At 38.0% G+C, this 26719-nt stretch carries 30 protein-coding genes; 7 read left to right on the top strand and 23 right to left on the bottom strand.

All coding sequences use genetic code 11. The annotated features are described in order from the left end of the window. Nucleotides 1-37: 37 nt before the first annotated feature. Complete coding sequence (locus tag H514_RS0102895; protein ID WP_027445586.1) at nt 38-472, bottom strand: Hsp20/alpha crystallin family protein; 435 nt, start codon at nt 470-472, stop codon at nt 38-40. 172 nt (nt 473-644) lie between these two features. On the opposite strand from H514_RS0102895, the gene H514_RS0102890 reads away from it, so the two are divergent. Beyond that, nucleotides 645-1160 carry a ribonuclease H-like YkuK family protein gene (locus H514_RS0102890; protein ID WP_027445585.1) on the top strand — a complete coding sequence of 172 codons (516 nt, stop codon included), beginning with the start codon at nt 645-647 and terminating at the stop codon, nt 1158-1160. Between the two features lie 223 nt (nt 1161-1383). Here H514_RS0102890 and H514_RS0102885 read toward each other — a convergent pair whose 3' ends face one another. The 5 genes from H514_RS0102885 to H514_RS0102865 form a co-directional block, all read right to left on the bottom strand. After that, on the bottom strand, nt 1384-2670 hold the full coding sequence (locus H514_RS0102885; RefSeq protein WP_027445584.1) for an MFS transporter: 1287 nt from the start codon (nt 2668-2670) through the stop codon (nt 1384-1386). A 15-nt stretch (nt 2671-2685) separates the two neighbouring features. Beyond that, a complete protein-coding gene (locus tag H514_RS22400) occupies nt 2686-3273 on the bottom strand; it encodes a TetR/AcrR family transcriptional regulator (RefSeq protein WP_051255007.1) in 588 nt (195 codons plus the stop codon). A gap of 118 nt (nt 3274-3391) precedes the next feature. Then, nucleotides 3392-3949, bottom strand: coding sequence for a tripartite tricarboxylate transporter TctB family protein (locus H514_RS0102875; protein ID WP_027445583.1), 558 nt, complete (start codon nt 3947-3949; stop codon nt 3392-3394). 141 nt (nt 3950-4090) lie between these two features. After that, nucleotides 4091-4765 (bottom strand): DsbA family protein, encoded by a 675-nt coding sequence (locus H514_RS0102870; protein ID WP_027445582.1) that lies wholly within the window; start codon nt 4763-4765, stop codon nt 4091-4093. 74 nt (nt 4766-4839) lie between these two features. Further along, nucleotides 4840-5241: a hypothetical protein gene (locus H514_RS0102865; protein WP_027445581.1), complete on the bottom strand. Its 402-nt coding sequence runs from the start codon at nt 5239-5241 to the stop codon at nt 4840-4842. A 115-nt stretch (nt 5242-5356) separates the two neighbouring features. Between H514_RS0102865 and H514_RS22395 the strand changes: the two genes are divergently transcribed. Together H514_RS22395 and H514_RS0102855 are read left to right on the top strand one after the other, a co-directional pair. Continuing rightward, nucleotides 5357-5812, top strand: coding sequence for a hypothetical protein (locus tag H514_RS22395; protein ID WP_051255006.1), 456 nt, complete (start codon nt 5357-5359; stop codon nt 5810-5812). Between the two features lie 173 nt (nt 5813-5985). Further along, nucleotides 5986-6624 carry a LysE family translocator gene (locus tag H514_RS0102855; protein ID WP_027445580.1) on the top strand — a complete coding sequence of 213 codons (639 nt, stop codon included), beginning with the start codon at nt 5986-5988 and terminating at the stop codon, nt 6622-6624. Between the two features lie 83 nt (nt 6625-6707). Here the strand turns inward: H514_RS0102855 and H514_RS0102850 are convergent, their stop codons facing one another. The 6 genes from H514_RS0102850 to H514_RS0102825 form a co-directional block, all read right to left on the bottom strand. Beyond that, entirely contained in the window at nt 6708-6953 is a 246-nt protein-coding gene (locus tag H514_RS0102850; protein ID WP_027445579.1) for a hypothetical protein, read from the bottom strand. Between the two features lie 97 nt (nt 6954-7050). Then, a complete protein-coding gene (locus H514_RS0102845) occupies nt 7051-8154 on the bottom strand; it encodes a hypothetical protein (protein WP_027445578.1) in 1104 nt (367 codons plus the stop codon). 11 nt (nt 8155-8165) lie between these two features. Further along, nucleotides 8166-8885, bottom strand: a complete 720-nt coding sequence (locus tag H514_RS0102840) for a M15 family metallopeptidase (RefSeq protein ID WP_051255005.1) — start codon at nt 8883-8885, stop codon at nt 8166-8168. Between the two features lie 165 nt (nt 8886-9050). Then, the gene (locus H514_RS0102835) at nt 9051-10238 is read right to left on the bottom strand and encodes a D-alanine--D-alanine ligase family protein (protein WP_027445576.1); all 1188 of its coding nucleotides are present in this window, start codon (nt 10236-10238) and stop codon (nt 9051-9053) included. Nucleotides 10239-10254: 16 nt separating this feature from the next. Continuing rightward, nucleotides 10255-11820 (bottom strand): UDP-N-acetylmuramoyl-tripeptide--D-alanyl-D-alanine ligase, encoded by a 1566-nt coding sequence (locus tag H514_RS0102830; RefSeq protein ID WP_027445575.1) that lies wholly within the window; start codon nt 11818-11820, stop codon nt 10255-10257. A gap of 4 nt (nt 11821-11824) precedes the next feature. After that, complete coding sequence (locus H514_RS0102825; protein ID WP_027445574.1) at nt 11825-12592, bottom strand: alpha/beta fold hydrolase; 768 nt, start codon at nt 12590-12592, stop codon at nt 11825-11827. Between the two features lie 481 nt (nt 12593-13073). Here H514_RS0102825 and H514_RS0102820 point away from each other — a divergent pair, with 481 nt between their 5' ends. Further along, a complete protein-coding gene (locus H514_RS0102820) occupies nt 13074-13286 on the top strand; it encodes a hypothetical protein (protein ID WP_027445573.1) in 213 nt (70 codons plus the stop codon). A 97-nt stretch (nt 13287-13383) separates the two neighbouring features. On the opposite strand, the gene H514_RS0102815 is transcribed toward H514_RS0102820, so the two are convergent. Next, nucleotides 13384-14577: a hypothetical protein gene (locus H514_RS0102815; protein ID WP_027445572.1), complete on the bottom strand. Its 1194-nt coding sequence runs from the start codon at nt 14575-14577 to the stop codon at nt 13384-13386. Nucleotides 14578-14614: 37 nt separating this feature from the next. Beyond that, nucleotides 14615-15643, bottom strand: a complete 1029-nt coding sequence (locus H514_RS0102810; protein WP_027445571.1) for a hypothetical protein — start codon at nt 15641-15643, stop codon at nt 14615-14617. Between the two features lie 548 nt (nt 15644-16191). Here H514_RS0102810 and nadE point away from each other — a divergent pair. After that, the gene (gene nadE / locus H514_RS0102805; protein WP_027445570.1) at nt 16192-16941 is read left to right on the top strand and encodes an NAD(+) synthase; all 750 of its coding nucleotides are present in this window, start codon (nt 16192-16194) and stop codon (nt 16939-16941) included. Nucleotides 16942-16946: 5 nt separating this feature from the next. Then, a complete protein-coding gene (locus H514_RS0102800) occupies nt 16947-17504 on the top strand; it encodes a cysteine hydrolase family protein (protein ID WP_027445569.1) in 558 nt (185 codons plus the stop codon). A 65-nt stretch (nt 17505-17569) separates the two neighbouring features. Here the strand turns inward: H514_RS0102800 and H514_RS0102795 are convergent, their stop codons facing one another. Beyond that, nucleotides 17570-17773, bottom strand: a complete 204-nt coding sequence (locus tag H514_RS0102795) for a hypothetical protein (RefSeq protein ID WP_027445568.1) — start codon at nt 17771-17773, stop codon at nt 17570-17572. Nucleotides 17774-18168: 395 nt separating this feature from the next. Between H514_RS0102795 and H514_RS23860 the strand changes: the two genes are divergently transcribed. Further along, nucleotides 18169-18888 (top strand): hypothetical protein, encoded by a 720-nt coding sequence (locus H514_RS23860; protein WP_027445567.1) that lies wholly within the window; start codon nt 18169-18171, stop codon nt 18886-18888. Between the two features lie 69 nt (nt 18889-18957). On the opposite strand, the gene H514_RS0102785 is transcribed toward H514_RS23860, so the two are convergent. The 8 genes from H514_RS0102785 to H514_RS0102750 form a co-directional block, all read right to left on the bottom strand. Continuing rightward, a complete protein-coding gene (locus tag H514_RS0102785; protein WP_027445566.1) occupies nt 18958-19740 on the bottom strand; it encodes a class I SAM-dependent methyltransferase in 783 nt (260 codons plus the stop codon). Nucleotides 19741-19778: 38 nt separating this feature from the next. Continuing rightward, nucleotides 19779-20342: an ATP-binding protein gene (locus tag H514_RS0102780; protein ID WP_027445565.1), complete on the bottom strand. Its 564-nt coding sequence runs from the start codon at nt 20340-20342 to the stop codon at nt 19779-19781. A gap of 34 nt (nt 20343-20376) precedes the next feature. Next, nucleotides 20377-20943, bottom strand: coding sequence for a hypothetical protein (locus tag H514_RS0102775; RefSeq protein WP_027445564.1), 567 nt, complete (start codon nt 20941-20943; stop codon nt 20377-20379). 156 nt (nt 20944-21099) lie between these two features. Further along, entirely contained in the window at nt 21100-22521 is a 1422-nt protein-coding gene (locus H514_RS0102770) for a glycoside hydrolase family 32 protein (protein ID WP_027445563.1), read from the bottom strand. Nucleotides 22522-22533: 12 nt separating this feature from the next. After that, nucleotides 22534-23490 carry an aminoimidazole riboside kinase gene (locus H514_RS0102765; protein WP_027445562.1) on the bottom strand — a complete coding sequence of 319 codons (957 nt, stop codon included), beginning with the start codon at nt 23488-23490 and terminating at the stop codon, nt 22534-22536. A 70-nt stretch (nt 23491-23560) separates the two neighbouring features. After that, nucleotides 23561-24961, bottom strand: coding sequence for a sucrose-specific PTS transporter subunit IIBC (locus tag H514_RS0102760; protein WP_027445561.1), 1401 nt, complete (start codon nt 24959-24961; stop codon nt 23561-23563). A gap of 195 nt (nt 24962-25156) precedes the next feature. Further along, complete coding sequence (locus H514_RS0102755; RefSeq protein ID WP_027445560.1) at nt 25157-26143, bottom strand: LacI family DNA-binding transcriptional regulator; 987 nt, start codon at nt 26141-26143, stop codon at nt 25157-25159. A gap of 51 nt (nt 26144-26194) precedes the next feature. Then, nucleotides 26195-26674 (bottom strand): DnaA N-terminal domain-containing protein, encoded by a 480-nt coding sequence (locus tag H514_RS0102750; protein WP_027445559.1) that lies wholly within the window; start codon nt 26672-26674, stop codon nt 26195-26197. Between the last annotated feature and the right edge of the window lie 45 nt (nt 26675-26719).

Raw genomic sequence — 26719 nt, 5'->3', positions numbered from 1 at the left:
CTTGTGTCTAGTCTCAAACAGATTCACTCATGTAGCCTTATTCAATATCAATTCTTCTCCCGCGTTTTTTCGGGAATGAGATCGTTAACACGCCATTTTCGTGAGTCGCTTTCATATTTCTGAAAACTAAATTTGATGGGAGAGTGATAACTCGTTCCATATAAGTTTGTTTTTTACCAAAAACACCTTCATCAAAATTTTGTTCGATGTCTCGACGATCTACCATGATGTGTAGTCTATTCTCCAATAGTTCAACATCAATATCATCTTTCGAAACACCAGGTAAATTCGCTTTAACTGTGTAATGAGCTTTAGAATCTACCTCTTCAACAGGGAATCCCCCTTGAAATGCATTACTAAAAAATTGATCCATTGTATCTAACAGAGATTTATTAGGATTCAATTGAAAAAGATCATTAAACAGGTGTCTTGGACCTTCTGCATTTTTAGGCTTTTCATTTTCTGAAGCCATATTGGGGCACGCTCCTTCCTACTTTTTTTCTATCCTATGCGTTTGCCCTATATAGCGACTAGACGTACACCTAGATATCAAGAATAATTTTCGCCCACACATGAAATAGGGTTCGTCTAATATAATGGAATTAGAACGATTACCCTCACCAAAAAGATGGAGGTCGAATGAGATGATTGATGCCTCGTTTTATAATCAATCCAGACAGAATATGGGGATTGAAGAAGTCGTTGAGCACATGAAAGCTTTTATTGAGAAAGACCCCACAGCTACGTATCGCCTTTCGATTGGGACGGATTCTCACGTCCACCAACGCTACACCCGCTTCATTACTGCTATACACATCCACCGAGTCGGAAAAGGAGCCTGGGGATGTATTCGAAATCACACAATTGAACGAAAAGTTACGAGTCTAAAAGAAAAAATCTCAACTGAAACCATTCTTAGTCAAGAAGTTGCTTTCCCATTTATTTCTCTATATCTTGAACAACTAGCTGAGATTATTCTCCCTTATGAAGATGAGGGTGGAAATCTTCAGTTTGAAATCCACCTAGATATCGGTAAACAAGGCCTCACCAAACACTTAATTCAGGACATGACTAACCGTATAGATGCCATGGGGGTTGAAGTGAAAATTAAGCCCGATTCATATGCTGCTTCTTCCTATGCACATAGGTACACGAAATAAAAGAAAAGCGCAAGCGCCCGTTTAGCAGCCAAAGGACTGGACTGAGCCCGTAGTACTATAAAGGAAACACGATGAATGGAATGAATCGATGTTGACTTATCGTACGGAGGCGAGGGAAGTCCTTTGGTTGCTGGGCGATGGAGCTAGACATCTATAATTTAGAGTTTAAACTTCCTCACAGTTTTGATTGATTAATCAATCAAAAGATCACTTTAAAATAAAACTAGTTTTCAACTGAAGTTTCTAGTTCCTTTTCTTCTACGACCGATGTTTGACTGGAACGTAAAACTTGATCAACCTTTAAGAACAGAATGAGTCCAACTGTACCAAATACCACATATTTCACACCCATCAACCAAGCTGGTACAAAACCGCTTAAGATTACTCCTAGTGCTGCGACTAACATGGCAATATAACCTGTAAATTGAAAGATAGCTAGATAAGAGCTTCGCTTATCATCAGGGGCTAAATCTCCAAGCATACTTTGCTTAACTGGGATGTACATGAGCTCTCCTATTGTGACCATTACCATCAACCCAATCAGGATCCATGGAGACTGAACCATGGTAAATAAGGCGTATCCTACTGTGTACATGATTAAGCCAATAAGTAAAACAGATTTATTTCTCCATTTCTTTACGATCCAAGTAATGAAACTTGCCGCAAATACAACTAAAAATGTATTTTCCGAACGAAGAATTCCTAACATAAGAACTCCATCGACTTCGATATCTAAGGATCGGAAGGAAATTAAGGATTGAGAATCTATGCTATTTGCTAAATGAATACCAATGAAATTTGTTAGCTGCTCTTCCAAGGAAAGAATAAATATACCAGCAAAAAGAAGCATTAAGAAAGCTCGATCTTTGAAAACGTCTTTATAATTGCTCCATATATTTGATTTAGACTGTGGTGAAGATTCTTCTGTAGGTGATTTCGTGTAGGATTCTTTGATGAAGAGTTGTGTAACAGCTGCTGATAGAAAAGATACGGCTGCAATTGCTAAAAATAATTGAAATAAGAAATGTTGAAAAAGAATGGCTCCAATGATCCCGGCAATTGCAGAGGACATGTTCCCAATCCAATACAATAAGGTGAATACATATCGTCGGTTTTCACTAGATGTCACATCTAACACCATTGCTTGGGATACAGGACCAAGTAGCCCCCCAAAAAACATCCCAAAAATAAAAATACTATAGGTTAAGTAAGGAGCATCAAGCCAGGGTGAATTAAACCAGGCAATGATGAAAAAAGCGATCCCTGATCCAATTTCCGCCCATACCATTAATCGTTTTCTACCTATTCGATCTGAGAAAAATCCCCCAATCATCCCACCTGCAATTCCAACAAACACAAGACTAGCAACCATTAATCCTGTCACCGTCTGCCCTACTTTTTGTGCAAAGTAAACTGTAAGAAAAGGCATTACCATCATGTTAGCGAACTGGGTAAAAAATTGAGTGAAGAGCCTGATCTTAATATTGGGGTGAAGCTGTTTGAATGACATCGATATCCCTCCCTTTTATTGTTTTGGTCCAAAAAGTAGAAACGCATGTTGAGTAAACGTATCCCAACGTCCTGAATTCTTAACAGTATCCGTAAACGTTAAGCTCACTCCGTTAATAAATGCTAGGTATGTATCACTTACGTCGTTTGGCTCGAGATTTATGATTTCACCTTTTTCTTGTGCTTTCACTATAAGTGGTCGCAATGCATCTCGTAGTTCAATAGTAAATTGATCCAGAGGAAGAAACTGTTTCTGAAAACGTTCTGGCTGCCCAATAACGTACTGAATCATACGCATATAGGTCGTTTGTTCTGCAAAGTATTGAAAATGTTTCTTGATTAACATTTTTATCTGTTCAATAGGTTGCTCTGATGGTTCTGGTACATCGAGCATAACCGCTTTCACTTCCTCTAATGGCTCTAGTACAGCAGCTTGGAATAGGTCATTTTTATTTTCAAAATACGTAAATACTGTTCCAAAGCTCACACCTGCTTCTTTTGCAATTTGCTTAATCGTTGCGTTGGAATATCCATTTTCAGAAAAAGTTTGGATAGCAGCTTGAAGAATACGCTCTCTTTTCTCTTGCGATTTTTGTATAGCCAAAGGATTTACCTCCTACAAAATGAGTGATTGATTAATCAATCATAATTATAAATTAAATTCCTTTTAATGTAAACTATTTTCCCCCAAACAAAAAGAGCTAGGAGACCTCTCCCAACTCTTACTCATTATCATAATAATTCCAATTTAGGTCGTCGTTTTCCCTTAGCGATTTTATGGTTTGCATATGATTTGTTTCATTTAGGATTTCATAATTGAAGAGATAATCTTCATCGAAATCATAAGTAAATGTTTCTGAAGTAAAGTGATCCTTTTTCACCTTTTTAGTCACAGTTACAGTGAGATGATACTTTCTAAAATGACGTTCAGCATGTTCATCTTTTTTAAATTTCATATTTTTAAAATCACTTAAAATACGATCAATAATTGCTTGATCCTTTATCTTTAGCATTGCCTGTCTTTCCGGCATCTCTCCTTCTGAAAATTCATAAATGGAAAGATTCGCTACTTCAAATTCTGTATCTTCATTAAATTGAAGTGATGATATCTCTGAGAATGAGGGATATGTCTCTTGATAGACTTCAAATAGCACGAATAAGATTGCTGCTAAAACGATACCGGTTAAAATGGAAATAATGATTTTTTTATTTTGGATGTACATACTGAGAAACAATGCTAGTAGACCAACTGCTAGCGCCCCCACCACATAGGTCACCATAACCCTTCTCCCTCTCTTCTTATCAACAATTCTTTAACAGATATATCAGAGTATTCAAGCGCATCTATTTGTATGAATTTTACATGAGATGTAAAAAATGCTCAAAGCAAAAGCTCTGAGCATTTTAAATGAATCATTAGTTTATTTGTTTTTCGCTTCTTCCACTGCGTCTTTTAAGTCTTGGAAGCTTTCAAGTTTGATAACTTCTCCATCTACCGCAACGGTTGGAGTTCCTGTTACACCAAGATTACGCGCTATTTCCATGTCTTTTTCTAATGCATCTTCTCCTGCTCCATTTTCATAAGCCTCAACAACAGTTTGTACTTTTTCCTGATCGTCGACTACATCCTGCAGCGTCTGTTTAAGAAACTCAGTCGTGTACACATTAGACTTATTCATATCATCAGGCATGCTTGCAAATAAATGGTCATGGAATTCCCAGAATGCATTATTACCTAGCTCTTGAAATACGGTTTCTGCAAATTTCGCTCCTCGGTCTGAATCTTTGTTTAGGAATGCATAGTTTACAAAATAAAACTTAACATCGCCAGAATCCACTAATTGCTTTTTAATCTCAGGAAAAGCGCTCTGCTGAAAGTTTTTACAGTGTGGGCAACGGTAGTCACCGAACTCAATCATGTTAACAGGGGCATCCTCTTCTCCAATGTATGGTTGATTTTCGTAATCGATCGAAGTCTCTTTTTCGGAAGAAGACATATTCTGGTCTAAAACCACGATGATGATAACGCCTACTGCGATAATACCAATCATCCAAAAAATCCAATTAATGCTTCCCTTTTGCTTTGTATTTGCCATATGATCACCCTTTATGTAAATAATAGTCCCGATTATCGTAACTACCTCATTGTAGATAGCTTGTCCATTAGAAGTCAAGACAATAGCTTAGAGGTTGAGGTCGTGTCCATGGTGTTATACGGCGCTATCACTCTTAACACAATCATGTAGATGGCTTGTACGATCATAATGATAGCTGGAACATATATCCCCCAAATTCCTAACTGCCATGGAAATAAGAAGGATTTTGCATTGCTCTTCATGAATAGAATAAAGAGAATACCTGGAAAACTTGTGAAAACGATCCAAAAAAGCCAAAACATGATGGTTCTAGACTCTTGTATCTTTCGACCATTCATGAAAGCTAAGGCCAGTGCAATGCCTCCAAGAATAACGGATAGAGATGGGAAATAAGTTTTGAAAGGAGAGGCTCCTAAAAGAAAACCAGAAATCACATACACGATGAAAATCAAGAAAACACTTAAATACGCTCGCATTCTTCAACACCTTTACTAAATGTACTATTTTCTAATTATAAGGGAAATCGATCTACCAGCGAAGAGCCTCAGAATGAACTCTTTGTGACAATTCAATAAAATCAGGGGTGAATGTATGACGAAACAAAAACTTGGCAATATCATAACAGGTCTATCCTTAATTATCATTGGTACTGTCATCTTCTTAGAAAACCTAAATCTCATAGAATTACAATTTGGTATCTTCTCGTGGCCGATTTTTATTTTCATTCCTGCCTTAGGATTTCATGCTGGCTTTTTCCTATCTGGCATGAGAAAAGATATGGCTGGACTGCTTGTTCCAGGTGGCATCATGATGACATTAAGTCTGTTATTCTATTTTGAAATCATGACAGATTTTCAATACGCTGAATATACGTGGCCGATTTATATCTTTGCTCCAGCAGTCGGGCTATTCGAATTATGGCTATTCGGTGGCCGTCAAAAAGGACTACTCATTCCAGTCGGGATTCTAACGGTAATCGCAGGGTTCTTTTTAGCCCAAATGCTATTTGCAGCTATTTTAAATTTTGGCCAATTATCTTTATTGTGATTGGACTTTACATTCTATTTGGTCGTAACAAAAAGCAAAAGAATGACGTGCCGATTGAATAACTATACTAGCTTGAGTGAAGGGAAACTTTGCTCGGGCTTTTTTGATGTTCTAATCTACGGAAGTTTCTCATCTAATAGTGAAGACAAGCTTTTGAGTAGAGGAGCTTCATTATGTTTGCTTTAATGGTTAGTTATATCATATTGGGGTTGTCGATTGCAGCACCTATTGGACCAATAAATGTTGAAATCATGAAACGTGGATTATTATTTGGATTTTGGCCTGCCTTTTGTGTAGGTCTTGGTGGCATGTCTTCGGATATCATCCTAATGGCCCTGATGTTCTTTGGTTTATCAAGCATCTTACAAATTAAATTTGTCAGCATTACCCTTATGTTGTTTGGTTGCATCATTCTTATTTACTCAGGATGGTCCTCTCTACTGTCAAAAAACACTCTTAACACATCTGAATCTGATCTCCGTCCAGCCTCCAGATTGGGTATTCGTTCTTATTTAAAAGGCTTTTCCATTGCAGGTACGAATCCAATGAATATTCTTTTTTGGGTCAGTATTTATGGCTCTGTACTCAGTCATGCACTTAATTCACACACCCTAGGATATGCTTTTTTATTAAGTACGCTCGTGTTTATCGGTATCGGATTATGGAACCTTAATCTTGCCTTTACTATACATTTTGCCCGAATTCTCATGAGTCCTATTTTTATGAAGCTAATTAATGTAGTAGCAAGTCTCATTCTAATTGCTTATGGAATTTACTTTGGCATTTTGGGAGTTACAGAAATATTTTTGTAGTATTGGATTCTTTATATAGAAGGGAGAAACATAGTAGTTCTTATCGAAAAGAAAACTACTACTCCCCTAGAAAATTATACAATTCAAACAAGAGGAGTTAATTCCTTATTTGAGTTCACTGCAAATGAAAAATAAAGCATCGACCCAATCATAATACGTACCACTCGAATGGGGATGGTCTCACATTCTGTTTTTATATAGTGAACCGCCTCATGCTTTATATCCTTCGTAACATCGTCTTTCTCCGGTAACTGTGCTTTATTTACATACAATACCGCTTCGATTTGCCCGTTTTTTGCCTGGCATTCGTGTTTTAAAAATAAAGACATAAAATCCTCTCCTGTACGATCGCTTACTCTTTACTGTTTCCATTCTATTTCAAAATATAATAGTGCCTCCCTCAAGAAGAGACAGGCACTACTACTACTACTCTGGGTCGTCCCAAACAAACACAATTCCGGCTCTTGGTAACACCCATTTATCCAATTCGACCTTAATTATATCATTCGGCAGATGACGTATCGCATTTGAATCATCGAAAAAAGGGATGGCAACAACATTCACCTTGTCCCGTATATGCGAAAACATGACATCAACAGAGTATGTGGGTTCTGAGATCATCACAATGAATTTCTTTTGCTTTTTCAATTGTGGCATTTTAAACGTAATTTTAAACTTTAGCTCATCAAAATCTTCATCCTGAATGTGTTGTGGAATCTTCACATTTAAATAAAAGCCTTCAATATCTTTATCATTTCGTACGGTAAAACTCAACGGCTCATCATTAATTTCTAAATTAAAATGGAGTACGTCTTGTACAAACCCCATCATATCCTCATTCGACATGCCTTGAAGCATTTCGATATGATCATCATTCACCCATAAATTCTCACGAAAGAAAAACTCTGCTCTTCCATATAATGCATCTAAGGTACTCTCTTTATAAGAAAAACCAACAAATAATTCCTCTTTATTATATTCTTCATTTTGAATGTTTTTATTGAAGGAAAGTTCTTGGTCTACCCAATAATAATCTGATTCTTCAAAGGTTGTATCGCCAAAAGAAAACGTTTCTTTTTCCGTGTAGGATATGTAATATTTAAAATTATTGCGGAATGAATAAACGTTATTCAGATATGGAGATATCAAGGAATTATACAACATGTTTCCATGGTCATCCCCCAGTAAAGACTCAATAGAACTTTTGATAAATCGATTCTTCGATTCCTCAGAAAAGTGATTGATGACTTCTTTATTAAAAATAAGCGTTTCTGTTATACGATCAGATACTTCCTTCTGATGATAAACCTTTGTAAAGTGATCAAAGACGATATTAAATAATACAAGTGGAATCATAACTCCAATTAACGATGTAATGACCTGGTCTGAGAAATGTGACCATGAAAAGGACTTATCAAGTATAAAATTTAGTCCAACAATGATGACAAGTAATAAAAGCATCACCATAAAAAAGAGCAGACTAATATTTTTATAGGTTTTCTTAAATTCCTGTTTGTCATAAATGTTCAATTCTATCTCCCCTAAATATTAGTAAGTCCGTAGATTGCAAGAGGTTCTTGGTATGAAACTGCCCACCATTGATTTCCGTAATCAAAATGCCACCATTCTTCAAAGTAGTTCGAGAAACCACTATTGCCCATCACGTGATAAAGCAGTCTCCGATTCTCTAAAGCGTTTTGCTCTTGTGGGGAGAGCTTATGTCCTTGTTCCAACTGTTCCTCATAGTAACGTGTTCTAGACTTCTCTGTGAAATCATCAAACTCCGTACCAAAATCTAATAACGCCCCACTTTCATTCAGGATGCCAAGGTCAACAGAACCTCCAGTAATGTGAGGAGCTGGTTCGCCCTGATCAACAGACGGGGGTGAGACAAACTTCATGGTTTTTTCATAGAGTTGATCCTTCGTAAGTCCAGTATGTTCATGTTCTAGTTTGGAATAATAATCATCAAAAATGGCCTTTTGCACTTCATAAGGTCTCCATCCATCCCACACAACCAGAGAATACTCATCAGGTAAAAGATTTGCTGCTTTTACCAACTTCTCTCCTACTCCCTGTCGTACAAGACTTCTACTTAAAGCACCTGAAAGCCCTAGCTTTCTATATTGTGGTGAATCAATAATTGAAGATTCTCCTAAGTCTTGAATCGCAACTAGCGCTTCATGATTATCGTTTATACGTTTACCTTGATTTCGCAGTCTGGAAGGAAGGGGTGGGATCGGTATTTGTTTAAAGTCCATATACATATTCCTCTCTTACCATTTTGAAATTGGAATCTACGAAACTTATTTTCAAATCGTTACATGAAGTGATCATAACTGGAAAATGGTGAAAGCGCAAGGCAATACACATAGAAAAAGCAAAGAATAATTACTTATCCTTTGCTTTCCTAACTCTCTATGCCGTTAGCCGTTAAGCTTTCCTTTTGATCCACCACTCTGTAAAGAGAATAGGTTTGAATCAATCGAGAAGTTTAACTTTTCACGTTCACGCTGTCGTTTTAAAGCTAACTGGAGTAGTTGATCTGTTAGCTGTGTGAAGTCTTTACCAGTAGGCTCCCATAGATAGAATGAGAGGGAACCTGGAATCGTATTAATTTCGTTCACATAGGCTTTTTGACTTTCTTTATCAATTAAGAAGTCGATTCGAGAAACACCGTTACACCCTAAAACCTTAAATGTCTGCTCAGCAAGTTTTTGTACTTCCTGTGTTTGGTCTTCAGGAATTTCAGCTGGGATTACGCGGTTCGTGCTTTCCATGCCCTTGGAAGCATCGCCACCTTTTCCGCCGCCTTGATATTTATCCTCATAGGTTAAGATATCTTCGCTACTTAACACTTCTTCAAGCACGGAGCTTTCGACTTCCTCATAATCACCGACTACAGAACAGTTCACTTCAGTCAGATCCCCGATCATTTTCTCAACAACGATTTTATGACTATATTCGATTGCCTCGTTGATTGCTTCCTCTAGTTCTTCATCATTATAGGCCTTACTAATACCGACACTAGAACCAAGGTTAGCCGGTTTAACAATAACAGGATAGCCGATCTTATTGGTTTCTGCTTTTATTTCATCTTGATTGTTTAACCAATACGTTGAGTAGAACCAATTGTAATCAACAATCGGTACACCGGAATCATTCAGGATTTGTTTCATCATCACTTTATCCATACCTACTGCTGATGAAAAGACATCACAGCCTACGTAAGGGATCTGGAGCATTTCAAGCATTCCTTGCAGGGATCCATCTTCTCCATTTGTTCCGTGAATAACCGGGAATACAACGTCAATTTCTGTCACAGCTTTTTTCCCGAAAAACCCAACATTTTTCTTCTGAACGACAACTTTCCCTTCATCGTTTGTGGTCAGGATAACTTTTTCACTTTTTTGTAAGAGGTCATTTAATTCTTTGTACTCTTCAATATCTGTGAGTGATTCCCCTGTGTACCATTCATTCTTTTTACTAATATAAAGCGGAATTGCTTCATATTTATTTTCATCCATTGCTTTGATGGCTTGTAGAGCTGAGATTACAGAAACCTCATGCTCTACTGATAATCCACCAAAAACGACTCCTACTTTTGTCTTCACGGTCTAATCCTCCCATCTACTCGTTAAACGTATCAGGTAAATCATTCTCTAGTAGAGCGATTGTGCCTGGTTTTGCTATTTGATGCATATGTTGAAGTGCGTCATTTAAGTGTTGAGCAACATAGATTTGTTCATCTGGATAGTTGCTTTCTTTCAATCCGTCTTGGATCGGCTCGGTTTGTTTCTTACCAACAAGTATGACATAGTCACAATTTTCAGCGGCATAACCACCTAATCGTTTGTTGTACTCGTATTGTTTTTCACCAAGCTCAATCATTCCTGGTGTCACGAGAACTCGATACCCTTCCATATTACCGAGAACTTCAAGAGCCATTTTGGAACCAGTCGGATTAGAGTTGAAGCTATCATCAATAATCGTAATATTGCCGCCGCCTTTTTTAATTTCCATACGGTGCTCAACTGGTGTGATTTGCTTAACACCTAGCTTAATCTTATCTACAGAAATGCCCATCTCCATCGCAAAAGCAATGGATGCTAGGATGTTGTAGATATTGTGCTTTCCAAGTAACTTCGTTTCAAATTCGCCAATCAAGCCTTGGTCTTTGTGCTGTACTTTGAATGTTGTTCCTTTTTTATGAGATTGAAGATCATAAGCTCTATACTCTGCATCCTCTGAATCAATACCGTAATACACTTTGCGAACTGGATTTTTCGGTGTATAGGACATGATATTTTCATCATCCATATTTAAAAAGCCAATTCCATCCTCAGGTAGCGATTCAATAATCTCATATTTTGTTTTCTTGATATTGTCTAAGCTTTTGAAGGTTTCAAGGTGCTGCTCACCAATTGCTGTTAGGATTGCGTATTTCTGGTGAACAAGATCACAAATTTCTTGAATATCGTTTTCCTGTTTCGCTCCCATCTCAGCGATATAGTACTCATGATATGGTTTTAAATCTCTTCGAATCGTAATCGTGTTACCTAGTTTTGTATTAAAACTCTCTGGAGTCATAAGTGTGTTTGCACTAGACGAAAGCACTTGATTCAGCACGTTTTTCGTACTCGTTTTCCCGAAACTACCTGTAATTCCCACTACTTTTAAATCATTCATGGACTGAATACGATTTTCGGCGTCGTTAAAGTAGCGCTGATTAATGCCTTTTTCAATCGGCTGATTCACCACTTTAGCAAGCATTAATAAGTGATAAAGGAACAGGTTTGCTAGGAATAATACGGTTAAAATCAATAACGTACTTTCAATAAGTAAAAGTGTTCCGAGTAAAATCAAAATATGAATAATGCCTAATGTCGTTAATAAACGTTTCACACGCGGTGTATAGACAAGCTTTTTCTTTTGTGGTTCTTCCTTTCGTAGGAAGGCAATTAAAGCGTATATAGCCGTAAATGAAATCAATCCTATAAACGGGCCGCCAATCCAACCGATTAAGACTAGAAATTCTTTCGGAGGGAATGGTTTCGTTTTATTCCCTTTCATCCAACGCATGAACCGCTCGTTACGATAGGAGTTGAGCTGGAACATGTGAACGGATTTTTTTGTTTTAAACACAGCATAACTAAGCCATGCAAGTATTGCGGCAATCCATAAAATATTCAACATGTAACTATTCTCCTTTATCTTGTTCTAGGAAATTATCGACAATGACTAGAAATCGTTTATTTTGTTCTAAAAAGGCATAGTGCCCTGCTTTTTCAAATGTAACAAGACCTGCATCAGGGAAAAGCTGTTCCATGAGCTTACCGTCTTCTAGCGGAGTAGCTGTATCGTTTTCTCCCCATACAAGTAGCGTTGGAACATCTATGTGAGGCATATACTCTCGTAGATCTTCATTCACAACCTTAGATAAGGTTTGCTGCATGACTGCTGAGGCCTGCTTATAATCAGAAGACCCAACTTTCCCTTTCCATTTTGTTAATATATCGTCTTTGTAGTGATTAAGAATTGGCAAGTCTAGAAGCTTTTTCACAAATTTGTACGTATAAACCTTCATATAGTAATCCATCTTACGTTTCGGCTTAATTCCTGCTCCGCCTGTAAAAATAATTTTGTGTACATCATGATCATAAGCGTATCGCGTTATAACACGACAGCCAAATGAGTGACCGATCAAAATTGGGTTTTCAATTCCAAGTTTTTGAACAAAGTGAGACAGAAAATGAGCGTAATCATCAACACTCCATGCTTCAGGAGGCTCTTGGCTCTCTCCAAAGCCTGGGAAGTCAATTGAAAACACCCGAAAGTTATCATCTAATAAGTTATGAACGGATTCAAATGTATCCATACTCGTGCCCCATCCATGCAGAAGCACAACATCTTGCCCTTCTCCAGACACTTTGTAGTGAACATTTACGTTATTAATATCTACAAACACATTGGTACTCCCCTTGTATTATATTGGTTGCTTCCATTAGATTATGTTCATTCTGGTTTGGTGAGTAATCTTTTTCTATTCATATTATTCATTTATTGAGAAATGTTCCATACAATCAAGTGTATTCTAACCCTCTAATTGTACAATAAGAAAACCTTGACCGCCATGAACATTTATCTCCATCTTACCACGTTAAAATATGTAAGAACCTTGATAAGACTAGACTTTGCTCTACTATCATAACACAGTAGAGCGCTTTTCTTGTATAAATATAAATAACTGAATTACGTACCTCATCAGAAAAAGTGCACGCCTTTTGTTTGGGTCATGCTCTTTATATGTACGCCTATTATGTGATGAAAATGAATGAGCACTTCTTACCTATATTACCTTCTTCATTTGATTTAAAACGGATTTCAACATCTGCATTTGAATAAATCTCTAAGAGTTGAACCAACTTACACCTAAGGAGTGATCAAATATGCCAGATAACAGCCGTACTACACATACTGAAACGAGTCCACATCCAGATGGAGAAAAGGAAGGAAAGGTCAATGATTCTGTCGGTAAACAAATCGGCATATCCGTAGAAGCAAATCGAGAATGGAACACAGAGAAACAGAAGTTAGAATTAAAGCCAGATGAGGATATGAAAGAATTCAAGGAAATCATGGAACGAAATAATGGACAATAACGGTTGAATAGGAAACCTTGTTTGTATTACCTTTTACAATAATTAAACTCTCTTCAAAAACAAATCCCCGTAGCTTAGCTACGGGGATAATGACGATTTACTGATCAGCAGAAGCGTTTACAACTGTTTCTGTCATTGCAGAAAGAGATGCTTCTTCTTCGCTATTCACATTGATCATGTTCTCAGCGTTTATCATGAAAGAGCTATGATCACTTGTAAGGTTTACGTTTGAATTTAGAGCCGCATTTAAAGAAGCATTCACATTTACATCATTTTCAGCTTTAGCTTCTTCTTGAACATCAACATTAGATTCAAGATCACTCTTCACATCAATGAGTAAAGCTTCTGTTAGTTGAGCATCTGTTACAAGCTCTTGATTCGTAAAAGTATCCTCCTGGTTCTGAACATCGGAGTTCAATGTTGCCATGACAGAACCTTTAGCTGATAGGCTTGTATCTTCATCAACCAATTCTTCTGTATGAGCTTCAGCATTTACATCTGCTTCAGTTGATGCATTTACTTCCTCTGTCTGTTCATTACCAAGGTAAATAATTGAATGAGATTCTTCAGATGCTTTGATATCAGCGTTAACTTTTGCTTTTTCTGTTGCACCTTCATCTGCCTCTGCTGCAACATCTACATTTAATGCAGTATTTGCATCAGCTTCAGTACTCTCTGTTACGGACCCTTCAATTGATGCATCTACATTAGTGTCCGCTTCAGCTTTGCCTTCAAGGTTCGAATCAGTTTCTACCTCTGTTGATATATTAGCATCGACATCGGCTTGAGTATTTGCCTCAGTGTTTTCTTCTGTTTCTTCGTCTACATCAACATTTGTATCAACATCAGTAGACACATTCGTATCTACATTCGTTTCTTCCTTAGCATCAGTATCCGCTTCAACAGAGCCATCTACTTCAGCTTTTGTGTCTTCTTCAGAGGACACGTCTGCACTCGTAGAAGCTTTGCCTTCAACATCTGTGTTGGATTCCGCATCAACATCAGCCTCAACGTTTGTATCTACATCCGCATTAGCCTCTGTTTCTGTATCGGCATTTGCTTTCACATCCGCATTAGCCTTTACATTTGCTGAAGTATCTTCTTCTGCTTCATCTTCAGATCCAAGCAAACCGTTAACTGTAGCTGAAACATCTGATTCAACATTCGTTTCACTTTCACCGTTCAAATCTAATAAAGAGTCTCCCTCTTCAGCGTAACTAACCTGCGCTCCAAATGTTAATCCTACTGCAACTCCACCTGTAATGATCATACTTTTTAATACGTTTTTCATGATTAATCTCTCCTTCTTTTTTAGTAATAAATTATTTTTATACGTTTAGTAAGAAGGAAGAGATTTGCGGTGGTTCGGAAGGTGGCGCGTTCATCCATTGGGTGAAGAAGAACGACGCTTTTCCGTGCAGTACATTCATAACACTCTGGTTAATATCAGTTGGTTTTGATGCTATCGCATTGACTTGTACTGAACCATTCACATTTTGTTGAGACTCATTCTTTTGCATAGATGGTGATGGGTTCGGTACCACAGCTTCTTTGTTTGGTTTTGGTGCTGGTGTAATAGGTTGCTGAGAGCCTTCTTTAGGCTCGTTCAAGGACTGAGCCCGATCGCTTGTTGGTTGATCACGGGAATCCTTTTGAATCACTGCCTCAGTGCTTGGTTCCTTTGTAGGATTAAGTACACCAAGGAGTTCTTTCGTAGGTTCCTTATCAAGCTCCGGCTTAGTTACTTTTTCACCTGAAGTAGAATCTTGGACCTTTTCGGCAGCCTCGTCGACGATTTTATTTACAGTATCATTAGGGGAAGTCGTAATGTTTTCAACTGTCTCAGTAGTATCGTCAACGTGGTTCTTAGCGGTCTCTGTTACTTTGTCAACTACTTCTTTGGTTTCATCTACTGTGTCCTTAACGGTTTTAGTAGTAGAATCCACAGTATTTTCAATATCATCTGCTGTTTCTTCTACTGTCTGATCCACCGTTTCAACCGGATCAGAGGTGGACTTTTCAGCCACATGCTTCACGGTATCTTCAACATTGGTTGACGTTGAATCCGCAGTATCTTTTGTGGCCTCGATTGTTTCATCTACATCTTCAGTAACTTCTTCAGTAAGTGAAGTTCCTTTTTGTTCTGATGAAGAATCTGTATCCGTAGATTCTTCTTCTTTTGTTCCAGAAGAAGGCTCAGAGGATGTGTCTTCTGATTCGTCTTCACCTGTCACAGTATCCGTTGTTTCATCGACTGTATCTTCCACTTCAGAGAACAACCCACTTTGAGCAGATGCAAATTGAGGAACACTCAACAACCCAAGAAGCACAACCAAATATGAAATTGTCACACGCACGTCGTGTTTCACCCCCTTTCCTCTTTTTCTACTCAAAGCATACGAAAGGCTTAGAGTAAAAGTGGGGGTTTTTGTGAGAAAAAATTAATAATAGAGGAAAAATGACCCTTGATTATTTTTTAGCAGGAGTTTTCTCCTTCGTTATAAAGAACAAAAAAAAGACGCCTAATTGTCTTGGCGCCCTGGATGAGGAGAGGTATTTTATTTATTTTATGGTGATAACTCGATAACTTTCTTTTCTGAATCAGTTGAAACAGTGAGTTTAATCAGACTATCACCTGATAAAATAACAGATTCTTGTTGGAGAATAGTTGTTTCAAACTTATCCTCCTAACGGTTAGTACGGTGGGCCGCTTGTCCATGGCGACCCAGTTCCTAACCTGTGAGAGTATGTCCTTACCTATTAGATAAAGAGGGTTGACATTTGGTTCACAAAAATTTTATTTTTTTCTTATTTTTTTCAACACCTCTTAACCATTGTGTGTTTACTCCTTTTCTTTAAAAGGTACTTAGCTTAAGAGACATGAATTGGAAAGGAGTTTTTACAAATGAAAGAACGAATTCATTACTTAACGAACTGGCTACAGGACAAAGTAAAAGAAGCTGGGGCAAATGGAGCGTTGGTTGGAATTAGTGGTGGTATTGATTCAGCAGTAGTCGCTTATTTAATAAAAAAAGCTTTCCCAGAACAATCCCTCGGTGTTTTATTACCTATAGATGAAGAAGTAGAAGATCAAGAAGATGCGTTAAAACTGGTTAAAGGTGCTGACCTAGATTATGTAGGGATCAACCTTACAGACTCTTATCATACGACAAGACAAGCTATTCAAAACCAGTTAAAAGAAAAAGGGGACTGGAACGAAGAACATTCCCAGCTTGGAGGTGCTAACTTACAAGCTCGTCTCCGCATGAGCACCCTTTACGCTGTTGGAAGCAATTACGGATATTTGGTAGTCGGAACGGATAATGCTGCAGAGGATTACACAGGCTATTTCACAAAATATGGTGATGGTGGCGTAGACCTTGTTCCGCTTATTAATATGCGAAAAGAAGAAGTACGGGAGATGGCACAAGAATTAGGTATTCCTGATTCCATTATCCACAAAAAACCTAGTGCTGAATTGTGGGAAGGTCAATCGGATGAAGAAGAGCTCGGATTATCCTATGACACAATTGATCAGTATCTACGTGGGGAAGAAATAGACCAAGAAGATCAAGAACGACTGAACGAACTTCATAAGAACACTCAGCATAAACGCGAAATCCCCGCTGGACCTGATAAATTTAAAGGAGCGTAATCGTTATGGAACGGGATACAGCCCTGATTATTATTGATATGATCAATAAAATGGATTTTGATGGTGGAAAAGATTTAATTCATCACACTCGACATATCACCGGACCCATTAAACAGTTAAAAAACCAAATGAAACAAAATGGTCTTCCAATCATTTATGTTAATGATAACTTTGGTTTATGGCAGGACAATGTTGATGAGTTAATCGAAGAGTGCCAAAAAGGTCCCGGGGCTGAGATTATCCGTGAGCTTCTCCCTTCAGAGGATGATTACTTTATCATCAAACCAAAACATTCTGGATTCTTTGGTACTCAGTTAAGTATTTTACTCAATCAACTCGGTATCAAAAACTTAATATTAACTGGAGTGGCTGGTGATATTTGTGTGCTCTTCACAGCAAATGATGCGTACATGAGAGAGTATAAGATTTGGGTCCCTTCAGATTGCGTCGCTTCTGAAAAACAGGAAAATAACGAACAAGCTATGTCGATTATGGAAAGGTCACTATTTGCCGTTACATCTAAAAGTACTGATCTCGATTTAGAGGATGCTTTTAAAGAATAGTATAAATCCAAACAAAAAATCACATGTAGATATGCTTTAATTCTACATGTGATTTTTTCGCCTTTTTAATGTTCTTGTTCTAACGTAGCTTTAATAATCTCCATAAGAGCTGGCGATACTGTATCAGTGTCGACCATGCCATCCTTCGCCGTTTTCACTTGGTCTAAGTCATCTTCAATTTCATAGCGTCGAGAGCCTAGATCAACTTGGCCACTCTCCATCACATATTTAAGAGCATAAATTCTTTCATGTAGCGTTTCGCGATCCATATGATTCAACACCTCTATTAGTAGCATTTACCTTCAATATACAATATTTTGCCTATTTTCACCACATCAGCTTATGAACCTTGAGTATCATTCTTATATTTTTGTTACAGAAATTGAAATCATTTTGTAACTTATGCAACAACAATTACGACAGATGGGTTGAAAAATAAATAGGAATTCCGGTTTTATTTTAAGATTTATTAAAAAGGAAAACAACAACATAAGAGAGGTAAGCACGTTAAATGGATCCTAACTACCTCTTATTTAAATCTAAATTTCCCTTAAATTTTTGTAACACACAGCAAGTCCCAATCGACAGATGGGATGAAAAGGAATTTAATGCATTGAATTCAATTTATTTCTAAATATGAATGTATTGAAAGGAGTTTTTAAAGATGAAAAAAATCTTAACGACATCATTAGCAGGATTACTAGTTCTTGGAGGTTGCGCTTTCGGTAGTGACGAAAACTCCAACACTTCTGGAGATCAAAACGAGGATGAGAAAGATAAAACTCAACAAGAGGAGAAAAACCAAAACGAAAATCAAGATAATACCAAAGACGAGAAAGATTCAGACATGAATAATAATGACAGTGATGAATCAAGTAAATCTGATAAAAACAATGACGATACCCAAAATAATGAAGAAAATAACGATGAAAACAATCAAAGCTCAGACAAAGACAGCAACAACACAGAAGCTAAGCATCCTATGAATAAGGATCGTGCTCAAACAGAGCTAGAAGAATATGAGGAAGCATTTAAGAAAGTTATCAGTTATACAAAAGATGATGGTGAATTAAAAGAATACAAGACGAAAGATAAGTTGAAAGAACACTTTATGCATTTCATGTCAGCAGAGCAGGCTGATGAGCTGATCAACACGTATTTTGAAATGCAAGATGACGCCCTTCATGTAAAAGCTATGGATGGTCCGAAGTTCCTTGATAGCGACCAACCTTTTGAATTCAAACAAGGAAGCAACGGTAATTACAAAGTTGTGCAAGAAACAGATAACGAACTAAACGGCCACATCAAAACAACGTACACATTAACTGTAAACGATGGTGGCTACTGGATCATTCAAGATGTTACTTCTGAAAGCTTAGAATAATTGCCTATTTAATGAGCGCATGCTTTTGATAGCATGCGCTCATTTTTATTGATCAAATTAATATATGAACTAATCCATTTTCTTCTTAATAGCTTTTGTAGTCACAAAACATTTAATATATTCATCTAATGGCCTTCTTCCACCAAAGTCATCTTCATACAACCCTGCAATAACAAATCCTGCATCGATTTGTCCTTGGATTTGGTCTTCTAATGTATGACCAAATTCAATTGTATGGTTAGCTTCAATATAACCTTTAACTTCTTCTTCTGTTAAATGGTCTAATGAGGAAGATGGTATGGCGTTTTTGACGACTAAATTCCCCTTCATATCCTCTTCATCATCGAAAATAAAAAGAATGGGATTCGTAAACCCTGCGATGAGCGTTCCTTCATCTTTTAAAACTCTTGAAGCTTCCTGCCAAACAGAGGATACATCTTCTACAAATAAGTTGGAAACGGGATGAACGACCACATCAAACTCCTCATCTCTGAAAAAATGGAGATCCGTCATACTTCCTTTCACGGTTTTAATATGTAATCCATCCCGCTCTGCTACTGCTTGATCTTGTTCTAATTGTTTTGCAGACAAATCTACAACTGTTACCTCAGCACCCGTTGCAGCTAATACTGGCGCTTGCTGACCACCACCAGATGCTAAACAAAGAATGCTCACACCCTCTAAGGATTCCGGAAACCATTCTCTAGGAACAGCTTTATTCGGTGTCATTTTTATACTCCAATCGCCTGCTTTACTTTTTTCAATCTCTTCTTTACTAACGGGTAATGTGTACCCTACTCCCTCTTCTACTTTCTTATCCCAAGCTTTGCTATTTTGATCTAATGTATCCATTACAGCCTCTCCCTTCATGAGTCACCTCCGCATTTCAATCAAATACTTCCCTTACCGTTTTGAACAATATCTACAATGTTTCGAGATACATCTTGCACTTCACTTGGGTCTCCAATAACAAATAAATGATCCGCTTCCCCCTCGCCTGGTGCGATCGCATGAGCCTCCCCTTGTTGTCGTGTAAGTACCTTTTCAAAAGTCGTAGGGTTTTTAAATATGGTTGTACTACGCTCACTTTCAGAAACTCGCTTCTGAAGAACATGATCTGGTAAATCAAAATCAACAATTATACTTACAAATCCTTTTGTATGAAACTGTTCAAGCAAATCCACCCGACCCTTACGTGATCGGTTTGAATTGCAAATAATAAGATGACAATCAGTCTTTTCAACAGCATAATCTACAACAGCCTGGGAGATTGTATGCTTGAATGTATTAGGACCTTCTTGAGGCAATAATTTTCTATAATGCGTATTTATAAACTCAGCATGATTATCTTGATCAATCACAACAGAATTTTTGAGCTGTTCCTCTAATTCTCTAGCAAAAGTCGTTTTCCCGCTATGGGTTTTACCGACAGTGATGATAACAAATCTTTTCATGGTCTGGACTCCATCCTCCAATTAAATCAAAGTCTCATAGCTTTTGATATTGATACAAAAATACACCAGCCTTAATACGGAATGGTTTCTCAAGTTCACTTAATTGATGTACATTAAGCTTCACTTTAATATCTTCTCCAGGCCCAGATCCTTGGCCACCAATTAGGAATGTTCCATCTATTTGCTCACGATCCATGGTGTAGAAACTCCACATTGCACGCCCATCTCTGACTGCAAAAGAGTTTTTCTTTATTTCATAAAAACTTAAGAAACGCCCCTCTGTTGTGCTATTAAAATCTTGCTTTATATTTAAGGATATATGGTATTGTCCATTATCTCGGTAAACACTCTCTAACGTAACAGTAGAAGCACCTTTTGTTTGGATAACTTCATTTATGCCTATGTCTGTCTCTTCCTGTATATCCATCCAGTCCTTTTTGAACTCAAATGTGATCGGTTCTTTTTTATTCAAGGCTTGTAATGTATAGCCATTTTGTTGATAAATATCTTCTTTTAGCCACTCAGGATAAGCTCGGAAAAAATACAATCCAGATATAGAAATCAATAAGACCACAATCACGCCCCACATTAACTTTTTCAACTTATCCCTACTCTCATATTTTAGAAGTTTAATTGTTTTGCCGAAACAAAACTTCCATCCATTTTAACATAAATAACCAGTATTTCTTTTACAATATAAAAAACAGCTCAATTATCCTTGTAATTGAACTGTTTTTCTAAATTATGAAGTTATCTTCTATCCTAATTCCCAAGCCTTTACTTCAAGATGCGTATCACCTTGAACATCAAAGCGAACATTCTCTTTTGTTACATCCGGGAACATGCGAGAGGTGAATACTTCTTCTCCCCCATTCACAAAAAGCTCCAAGGTGGATTGATCTAAGAATAAACGAAGTTCTTTTAAAGGATTTTCTAACGTACAGCTTCTCTCCTCGATCGAACCATCTACTAAGCTTTTGCGGTGTAAGGTAACGGATCTCTCAGCTCTGTTGTAGGTAATCTTAGCAAAATCATAGAGGTCCACCGACACCATGGATTTCTTTGAAGAATCAATATCAACAACAATCTCAGAGGATTTTGGAATCTCTTTTTCTACATAGCCTTTTTCCAACTTAAAAGAGCTTACTTCTTCTCTTCTTAGGTTCTTCAACTCTTCAACAGGCATCTGATACACTTTGCCATCCTGTAACTTTAACTCACGTGGCAAAGTTAAGTTGTGGATCCAACGATACTCAATGGTAGGGTGATGCTCTTCATTTTGATCCGGGATGCCCATCCACCCCACAAGAAGTCTCCGTTCATGCTCATCCTCTGTGGTCTGAGGAGCATAGAACTCAAAGCCACGATCTAATTCTACAAAGGAATCATGGTTAAACGTAGCCTGTTTAGGGTCAAAGTCTCCAACAACATAACCAGATTGATACACATTATTATAATACATCCCATCAGCTTCCATCCCTTGTGGGCAAAAGACCAGAACATGCTGACCGCCTAAAGGAAATAAATCAGGACATTCCCACATATACCCAAGCTCTCCATTGGAACTCGAAAGCTCACCTTTATACACCCAGTTCTCTAAGTCCTCTGATTCAAATAAGGCAACGCTTCCTTCTAAATCAAGCGTTTGAGCACCCACAACCATGAACCATTTTCCAGCCTCTTTCCAAACTTTAGGATCACGAAAATGTGGAGTAAACCCTTCAGGTAAGTGAATTAAAGGACCTTTCTTTGTGAAATCGATCCCATTCACAGACTCAGCCAAACATTGGTAGGTTTCCCGGTTCCCTTGTTCATCTTTTACGTTTCCCGTATAGAAAACCTTAAGTAAGCCATCATCATCGACTGCACTTCCTGAGTAACAGCCATTCTTGTCGTACCAATCACTCGGTGCAAGAGCAACAGGCTCTAACTCCCAGTTCACTAAATCCTCAGAGGAATAGTGCCCCCAAAACTTAGCACCATGAGTCGTATCAAAAGGCATCCACTGAAAGTACATATGATAAGTTCCCTTCCACTGAATAAACCCATTAGGATCATTCAATAATCCGACAGGTGGCATCATATGATAATTCTGGCGATACGGATCTTTTTCGACAATAGATTGATATTGCTGTACTTCTTTTTCTGCCATCTCTCGTAGTTGTTGGTCACGGTTCATAAAACAATCTCCTTACTGTCCATTCTCAAGGATGTTCTTTACATGTTGTCGGTCAGGTAGTGCTGTCATAGCCCCTTTTGATGACGCGGCCAATCCACCAGAGACACTTGCGAACCTAGCCATATAAACCGCATCCTCCACTGAAATAGAAAGAATATCTCCAGAGCGTTCGCTTAACTGATAAAGTATGCCTGAAACAAAGGCGTCTCCAGCTCCAGTAGTATCAACAGCTTCAACTTGAAGAGCATCCACTTGTGCTGAGCCATGTTCAGTAAACACATAACTTCCTTCAGCTCCCAATGTGACAAAAATCAACGGAATGTTGTACTGCTCTTTAAGCTTCTCGATTCCTTTTTCTATAGAATGCTCACCTGTAATAAATTCAAGTTCTTCTTCAGAGATTTTGAGAACATCAACTTGGTTGAACACAGATACCATCTGCTCTCGAGCTTGTTCCTCACTATCCCATAAGCTCATGCGTAGGTTTGGATCATAAGAAACCATAACACCAGCTTTTCTTGCTTGTTCTACCGCATACATTGTAGCGCTTCGAGCAGGTTCTTTGATTAATGAAATAGAACCAAAATGAAAAACATTATGCTCAGCAAATACATCTTCATGAATATCGGATTTTGAAAGTTTCTGATCCGCTGAAGGATTGACATAGAACTCAAAACTGCGTTCGCCGTTTTCATCTAAGGTGACAAATACAATATTTGTGTTTGCATCATCAGAAAAAGACATGTTTGATGTTTCAACGCCATAATTCGTTAATGTTTCTTTCAAAAATCGGCCAAGTACATCCTGTCCAACTTTTGAAAGAAAAGTAGATTTTGCACCAAGTCGTGCAGCTCCTACAGCTACATTGGCTGGCGCCCCTCCTGGATTCTTTTGATACGTCATATTAGTATGGTCAGTTGGTATAAAGTCGATTAACGCTTCTCCAAGTGTAATAATCCCTTTTGTCATGTTGTTCATCTCCTTACATTAAATAAATAGCAAGAAGACCTTTCTGAGAAAAGGTCTTCTCTTCTATTTTTTATTCCTTTTTATCTAACATATTATCATTGAAACCAAACATCCATGTTAGAGCGAATGCTACTGCAACGGCAACAATGTTGATTAAGAAATAACCGAACAGTTGTCCATTTAGATATAATAATGCACCTGGTAGTACAGTGATGGCCATTCCTGTTGCTTTAAGACCCATGATGGAAGCTAAGAAACCACTAACTCCCCCACCAACAAGTCCCATAATGAATGGTCGCACGTAGCGTAAGTTAACACCGAAGATTGCCGGCTCTGTAATTCCTAAGAATGCAGATGTTGCAGAAGAAATGGATAATGCACGTAGTTTCTTCCCTTTTGTTTTAAGTCCTACAGCTAGTGCTGCACCACCTTGAGCGGCGATTGCTCCTGTGATGATTGGGTTAAATGGATTGTATCCAAGATTGTTTAATAACTGAATTTCTAAGAAGTTAAAGATGTGGTGTACACCTGTAACAACAATGATTTGGTTCACAAAACCAATAATTAGACCACTTAAACCAAATGGAAGTTCAAGTAAGAAGCGCATTGCTTCGAAAATACCTTGTTCAACGATGTGGAAGACTGGTCCAATCGCAAATAATGAAAGCGTAATCATAATGAGTAATACTAAAAATGGTGTAACAACAAGATCTAATGCTTCTGGCACTTTCTTTCGTACGACTTTTTCAAGTTTGGCTCCGACTATACCTGCTATAAAGGCCGGTAGTACTGAACTTTGATAACCTAGTACAGGAATGAATCCAAAGAATGTCATTGGTTCAGCGTCTCCACCAGCTACTGCCCAAGCGTTTGGCAAGGATGGGGAAACGAGCATGAGTCCGAGGACGAGTCCTATGGTCGGATTTCCCCCAAATACTTTGAACGTTGACCACGCTACCAATGCTGGCAGGAATATAAATGCTGTATCAGTTAAAACCTGTGTGAGTGTAATAAAGTTTTCTGGTACGCTTTCAGGCGTTAACCCGAACCATGCTAAAATTTCTTCTTGTAAAACGAGACCACGAAGTCCCATGAATAAACCTGTAGCAACAAGCGCTGGAATGATGGGTACGAATACATCACCGAATGTACGAATCGCACGTTGGAACCAGTTTCCTTGTTGTTTTGCATCTTCTTTTAATTCTGATTTTGATGTACCTGTAACACCTAGGTTTACAACTTCATTGTAAACGTTGTTTACCGTTCCTGTTCCGAAGATGATTTGATACTGTCCGGAATTGTAGAAAGCTCCTTTTACTTTTTCAACTTCTTCTAAGCTTGATACATCAACGTTGTCCTTATCATGCACCATAACGCGAAGACGTGTCGCACAATGGGCAACGGACTGAATGTTTTCATGACCTCCAAGCGCTTCAATAACGCTTTGTGCAATTTGTTTATTGCTTGCCATATTGGTTCCTCCTCACCTGATTCATATGTGTAATCGATTACACATCACTCAAAAAAATTATCATTGTTAACCAGCCGCTTCATCCCAAACAAGGAATCGTTTACATATTTGCTAAAATAAATATGAAAGCGGTTATATTTCTCTCTAAAAAAATAATGTGTGAACGATTACATATATGATTTTTTCTACGTCACACTATACACTATCTCTCAAAATGAGTCTATAGGAATTCTTAATTTTTTTGCTTGTATTTTTTCCCTGCAACTGCCCTAATAGAGCACGAGCGGCTTCTTCACCAGCTTCTTTGTTGAAATAGTCTACTGTAGTAAGAGAAGGCGAGACATACTTCGACATAACCGATGCACCTATTCCAGTCACTGCTACATCTTCTGGTATTTTATATCCTTGTTCCTTCAAGTATTCCATAGCACCTATCGCCATTCGATCTGTTACGGCAAAAACCGCATTAGGTTGTGCATCATGATTTTGCAAGATACGTTTCATACCTTCATATCCAGATTCAATTGAGAAATCTCCCGTTTCAACCCAATGATCCTGAACAGGTAAATCATGCTTTGCCATCGTTTGAAGGTATGCCTGTTTACGTTCATAACCTACAGACGGGTCCTCTTCCCCTACACCAATAAACGCAATTTTGTCATACCCTTTCTGAATCAACATATTCGTCACATCAACAGAAGCAGCGTAGTCATCATAAACAACAGACGTCACCCCAGGAAAGTCTTGTCCTAATGAGACAAAGGGTAAGTCAACATCCTGAATCGTTTGTAAAAGCTCATCGTTAATATTCGTTGCAGATAAAATAATCCCATCAACCTGACGACTTTTCAGCAAACGAATGTATTCGATCTCTTTATCCTTTTGTAGTTCTGTATCGGTTAATAGAATTTGAAACCCTTGCTTTGATAGCACATCATTGATCCCATTCACCAAACGACTCGCTGTTTCTGTTGAAATGCGTGGCAAAATGATCCCAATAACACCTGAGCGCTTCGTACGCAGGGATTTTGCCGACACACTTGGCATGTATCCAGTTTCTTCTACAATGCTCATTATTTTTTTACGAACATCTTCACTAACATATCCACTATTATTTAACGCTCTCGATACGGTGGTTCGAGATACGTTGGCCATTTTTGCTATATCGTTAATTGTTGTCATCGTTCTTCCCCCAAAATCTTCGTGAAACTATCCTAACATAGATTTATGGATTTATGTTTCTTTATCTTGCGTCCATTCTAGAATCGGCAGCTCATGTTCATTTTGTAGCGTTTGAATAAGCTTTTTCTGTGCCTTGTGATCTAAAGCGAGGATTTGACCTGTGATATAGGAAACAGGATCTTCTTGCTGATCGTCTTCCAAGTTTAAATGCTTTTCAATCTTCTTAACTCTTTCCTCGAGCGATGGCACAGGTTTCGCTGATGATTCGTATAGAGGTTGAACGTGTTCAACTTCCTCCAAGCCTGATTGCACCACCACATTGACTTCTTTTCCAGTCACATCTTCGGCTGCTTTTCGAATAAGGTCTTTATATCGCGAGTCAATCCAGTCCCGCGCAAATTCATCAGGTGCATGTACAACGACTATCTCCCCTTGCACTTCGCCCGTAGTTTTGGACAGCCATGTTTCAAAAGATGGTTTTGGAATATCCTTTTGCAGTTTTTGCAATACTTTACTCCAGTTTTCATTCAAGGTGAATCCCTCCAGTTTACTTTTTAGTTTTTTAAAGATTGCCAG

The organism is Pontibacillus marinus BH030004 = DSM 16465, assembly GCF_000425225.1.
GTDB lineage: Bacteria > Bacillota > Bacilli > Bacillales > BH030062 > Pontibacillus > Pontibacillus marinus.
This window is presented reverse-complemented; position numbering and strand designations above follow the sequence as displayed.

What these genes read in the sequence shown, in the direction of transcription:
- H514_RS0102895 (WP_027445586.1), bottom strand. Translation starts at nt 472, where the DNA reads ATGGCTTCAGAAAATGAAAAGCCTAAAAATGCAGAAGGTCCAAGACAC.
- H514_RS0102890 (WP_027445585.1), top strand. Translation starts at nt 645, where the DNA reads ATGATTGATGCCTCGTTTTATAATCAATCCAGACAGAATATGGGGATT.
- H514_RS0102885 (WP_027445584.1), bottom strand. Translation starts at nt 2,670, where the DNA reads ATGTCATTCAAACAGCTTCACCCCAATATTAAGATCAGGCTCTTCACT.
- H514_RS0102875 (WP_027445583.1), bottom strand. Translation starts at nt 3,949, where the DNA reads ATGGTGACCTATGTGGTGGGGGCGCTAGCAGTTGGTCTACTAGCATTG.
- H514_RS0102870 (WP_027445582.1), bottom strand. Translation starts at nt 4,765, where the DNA reads ATGGCAAATACAAAGCAAAAGGGAAGCATTAATTGGATTTTTTGGATG.
- H514_RS0102865 (WP_027445581.1), bottom strand. Translation starts at nt 5,241, where the DNA reads ATGCGAGCGTATTTAAGTGTTTTCTTGATTTTCATCGTGTATGTGATT.
- H514_RS22395 (WP_051255006.1), top strand. Translation starts at nt 5,357, where the DNA reads ATGACGAAACAAAAACTTGGCAATATCATAACAGGTCTATCCTTAATT.
- H514_RS0102855 (WP_027445580.1), top strand. Translation starts at nt 5,986, where the DNA reads ATGTTTGCTTTAATGGTTAGTTATATCATATTGGGGTTGTCGATTGCA.
- H514_RS0102850 (WP_027445579.1), bottom strand. Translation starts at nt 6,953, where the DNA reads ATGTCTTTATTTTTAAAACACGAATGCCAGGCAAAAAACGGGCAAATC.
- H514_RS0102840 (WP_051255005.1), bottom strand. Translation starts at nt 8,885, where the DNA reads ATGGACTTTAAACAAATACCGATCCCACCCCTTCCTTCCAGACTGCGA.
- H514_RS0102830 (WP_027445575.1), bottom strand. Translation starts at nt 11,820, where the DNA reads ATGTTGAATATTTTATGGATTGCCGCAATACTTGCATGGCTTAGTTAT.
- H514_RS0102820 (WP_027445573.1), top strand. Translation starts at nt 13,074, where the DNA reads ATGCCAGATAACAGCCGTACTACACATACTGAAACGAGTCCACATCCA.
- H514_RS0102815 (WP_027445572.1), bottom strand. Translation starts at nt 14,577, where the DNA reads ATGAAAAACGTATTAAAAAGTATGATCATTACAGGTGGAGTTGCAGTA.
- nadE (WP_027445570.1), top strand. Translation starts at nt 16,192, where the DNA reads ATGAAAGAACGAATTCATTACTTAACGAACTGGCTACAGGACAAAGTA.
- H514_RS0102800 (WP_027445569.1), top strand. Translation starts at nt 16,947, where the DNA reads ATGGAACGGGATACAGCCCTGATTATTATTGATATGATCAATAAAATG.
- H514_RS0102795 (WP_027445568.1), bottom strand. Translation starts at nt 17,773, where the DNA reads ATGGATCGCGAAACGCTACATGAAAGAATTTATGCTCTTAAATATGTG.
- H514_RS23860 (WP_027445567.1), top strand. Translation starts at nt 18,169, where the DNA reads ATGAAAAAAATCTTAACGACATCATTAGCAGGATTACTAGTTCTTGGA.
- H514_RS0102785 (WP_027445566.1), bottom strand. Translation starts at nt 19,740, where the DNA reads ATGGATACATTAGATCAAAATAGCAAAGCTTGGGATAAGAAAGTAGAA.
- H514_RS0102780 (WP_027445565.1), bottom strand. Translation starts at nt 20,342, where the DNA reads ATGAAAAGATTTGTTATCATCACTGTCGGTAAAACCCATAGCGGGAAA.
- H514_RS0102770 (WP_027445563.1), bottom strand. Translation starts at nt 22,521, where the DNA reads ATGAACCGTGACCAACAACTACGAGAGATGGCAGAAAAAGAAGTACAG.
- H514_RS0102765 (WP_027445562.1), bottom strand. Translation starts at nt 23,490, where the DNA reads ATGACAAAAGGGATTATTACACTTGGAGAAGCGTTAATCGACTTTATA.
- H514_RS0102760 (WP_027445561.1), bottom strand. Translation starts at nt 24,961, where the DNA reads ATGGCAAGCAATAAACAAATTGCACAAAGCGTTATTGAAGCGCTTGGA.
- H514_RS0102755 (WP_027445560.1), bottom strand. Translation starts at nt 26,143, where the DNA reads ATGACAACAATTAACGATATAGCAAAAATGGCCAACGTATCTCGAACC.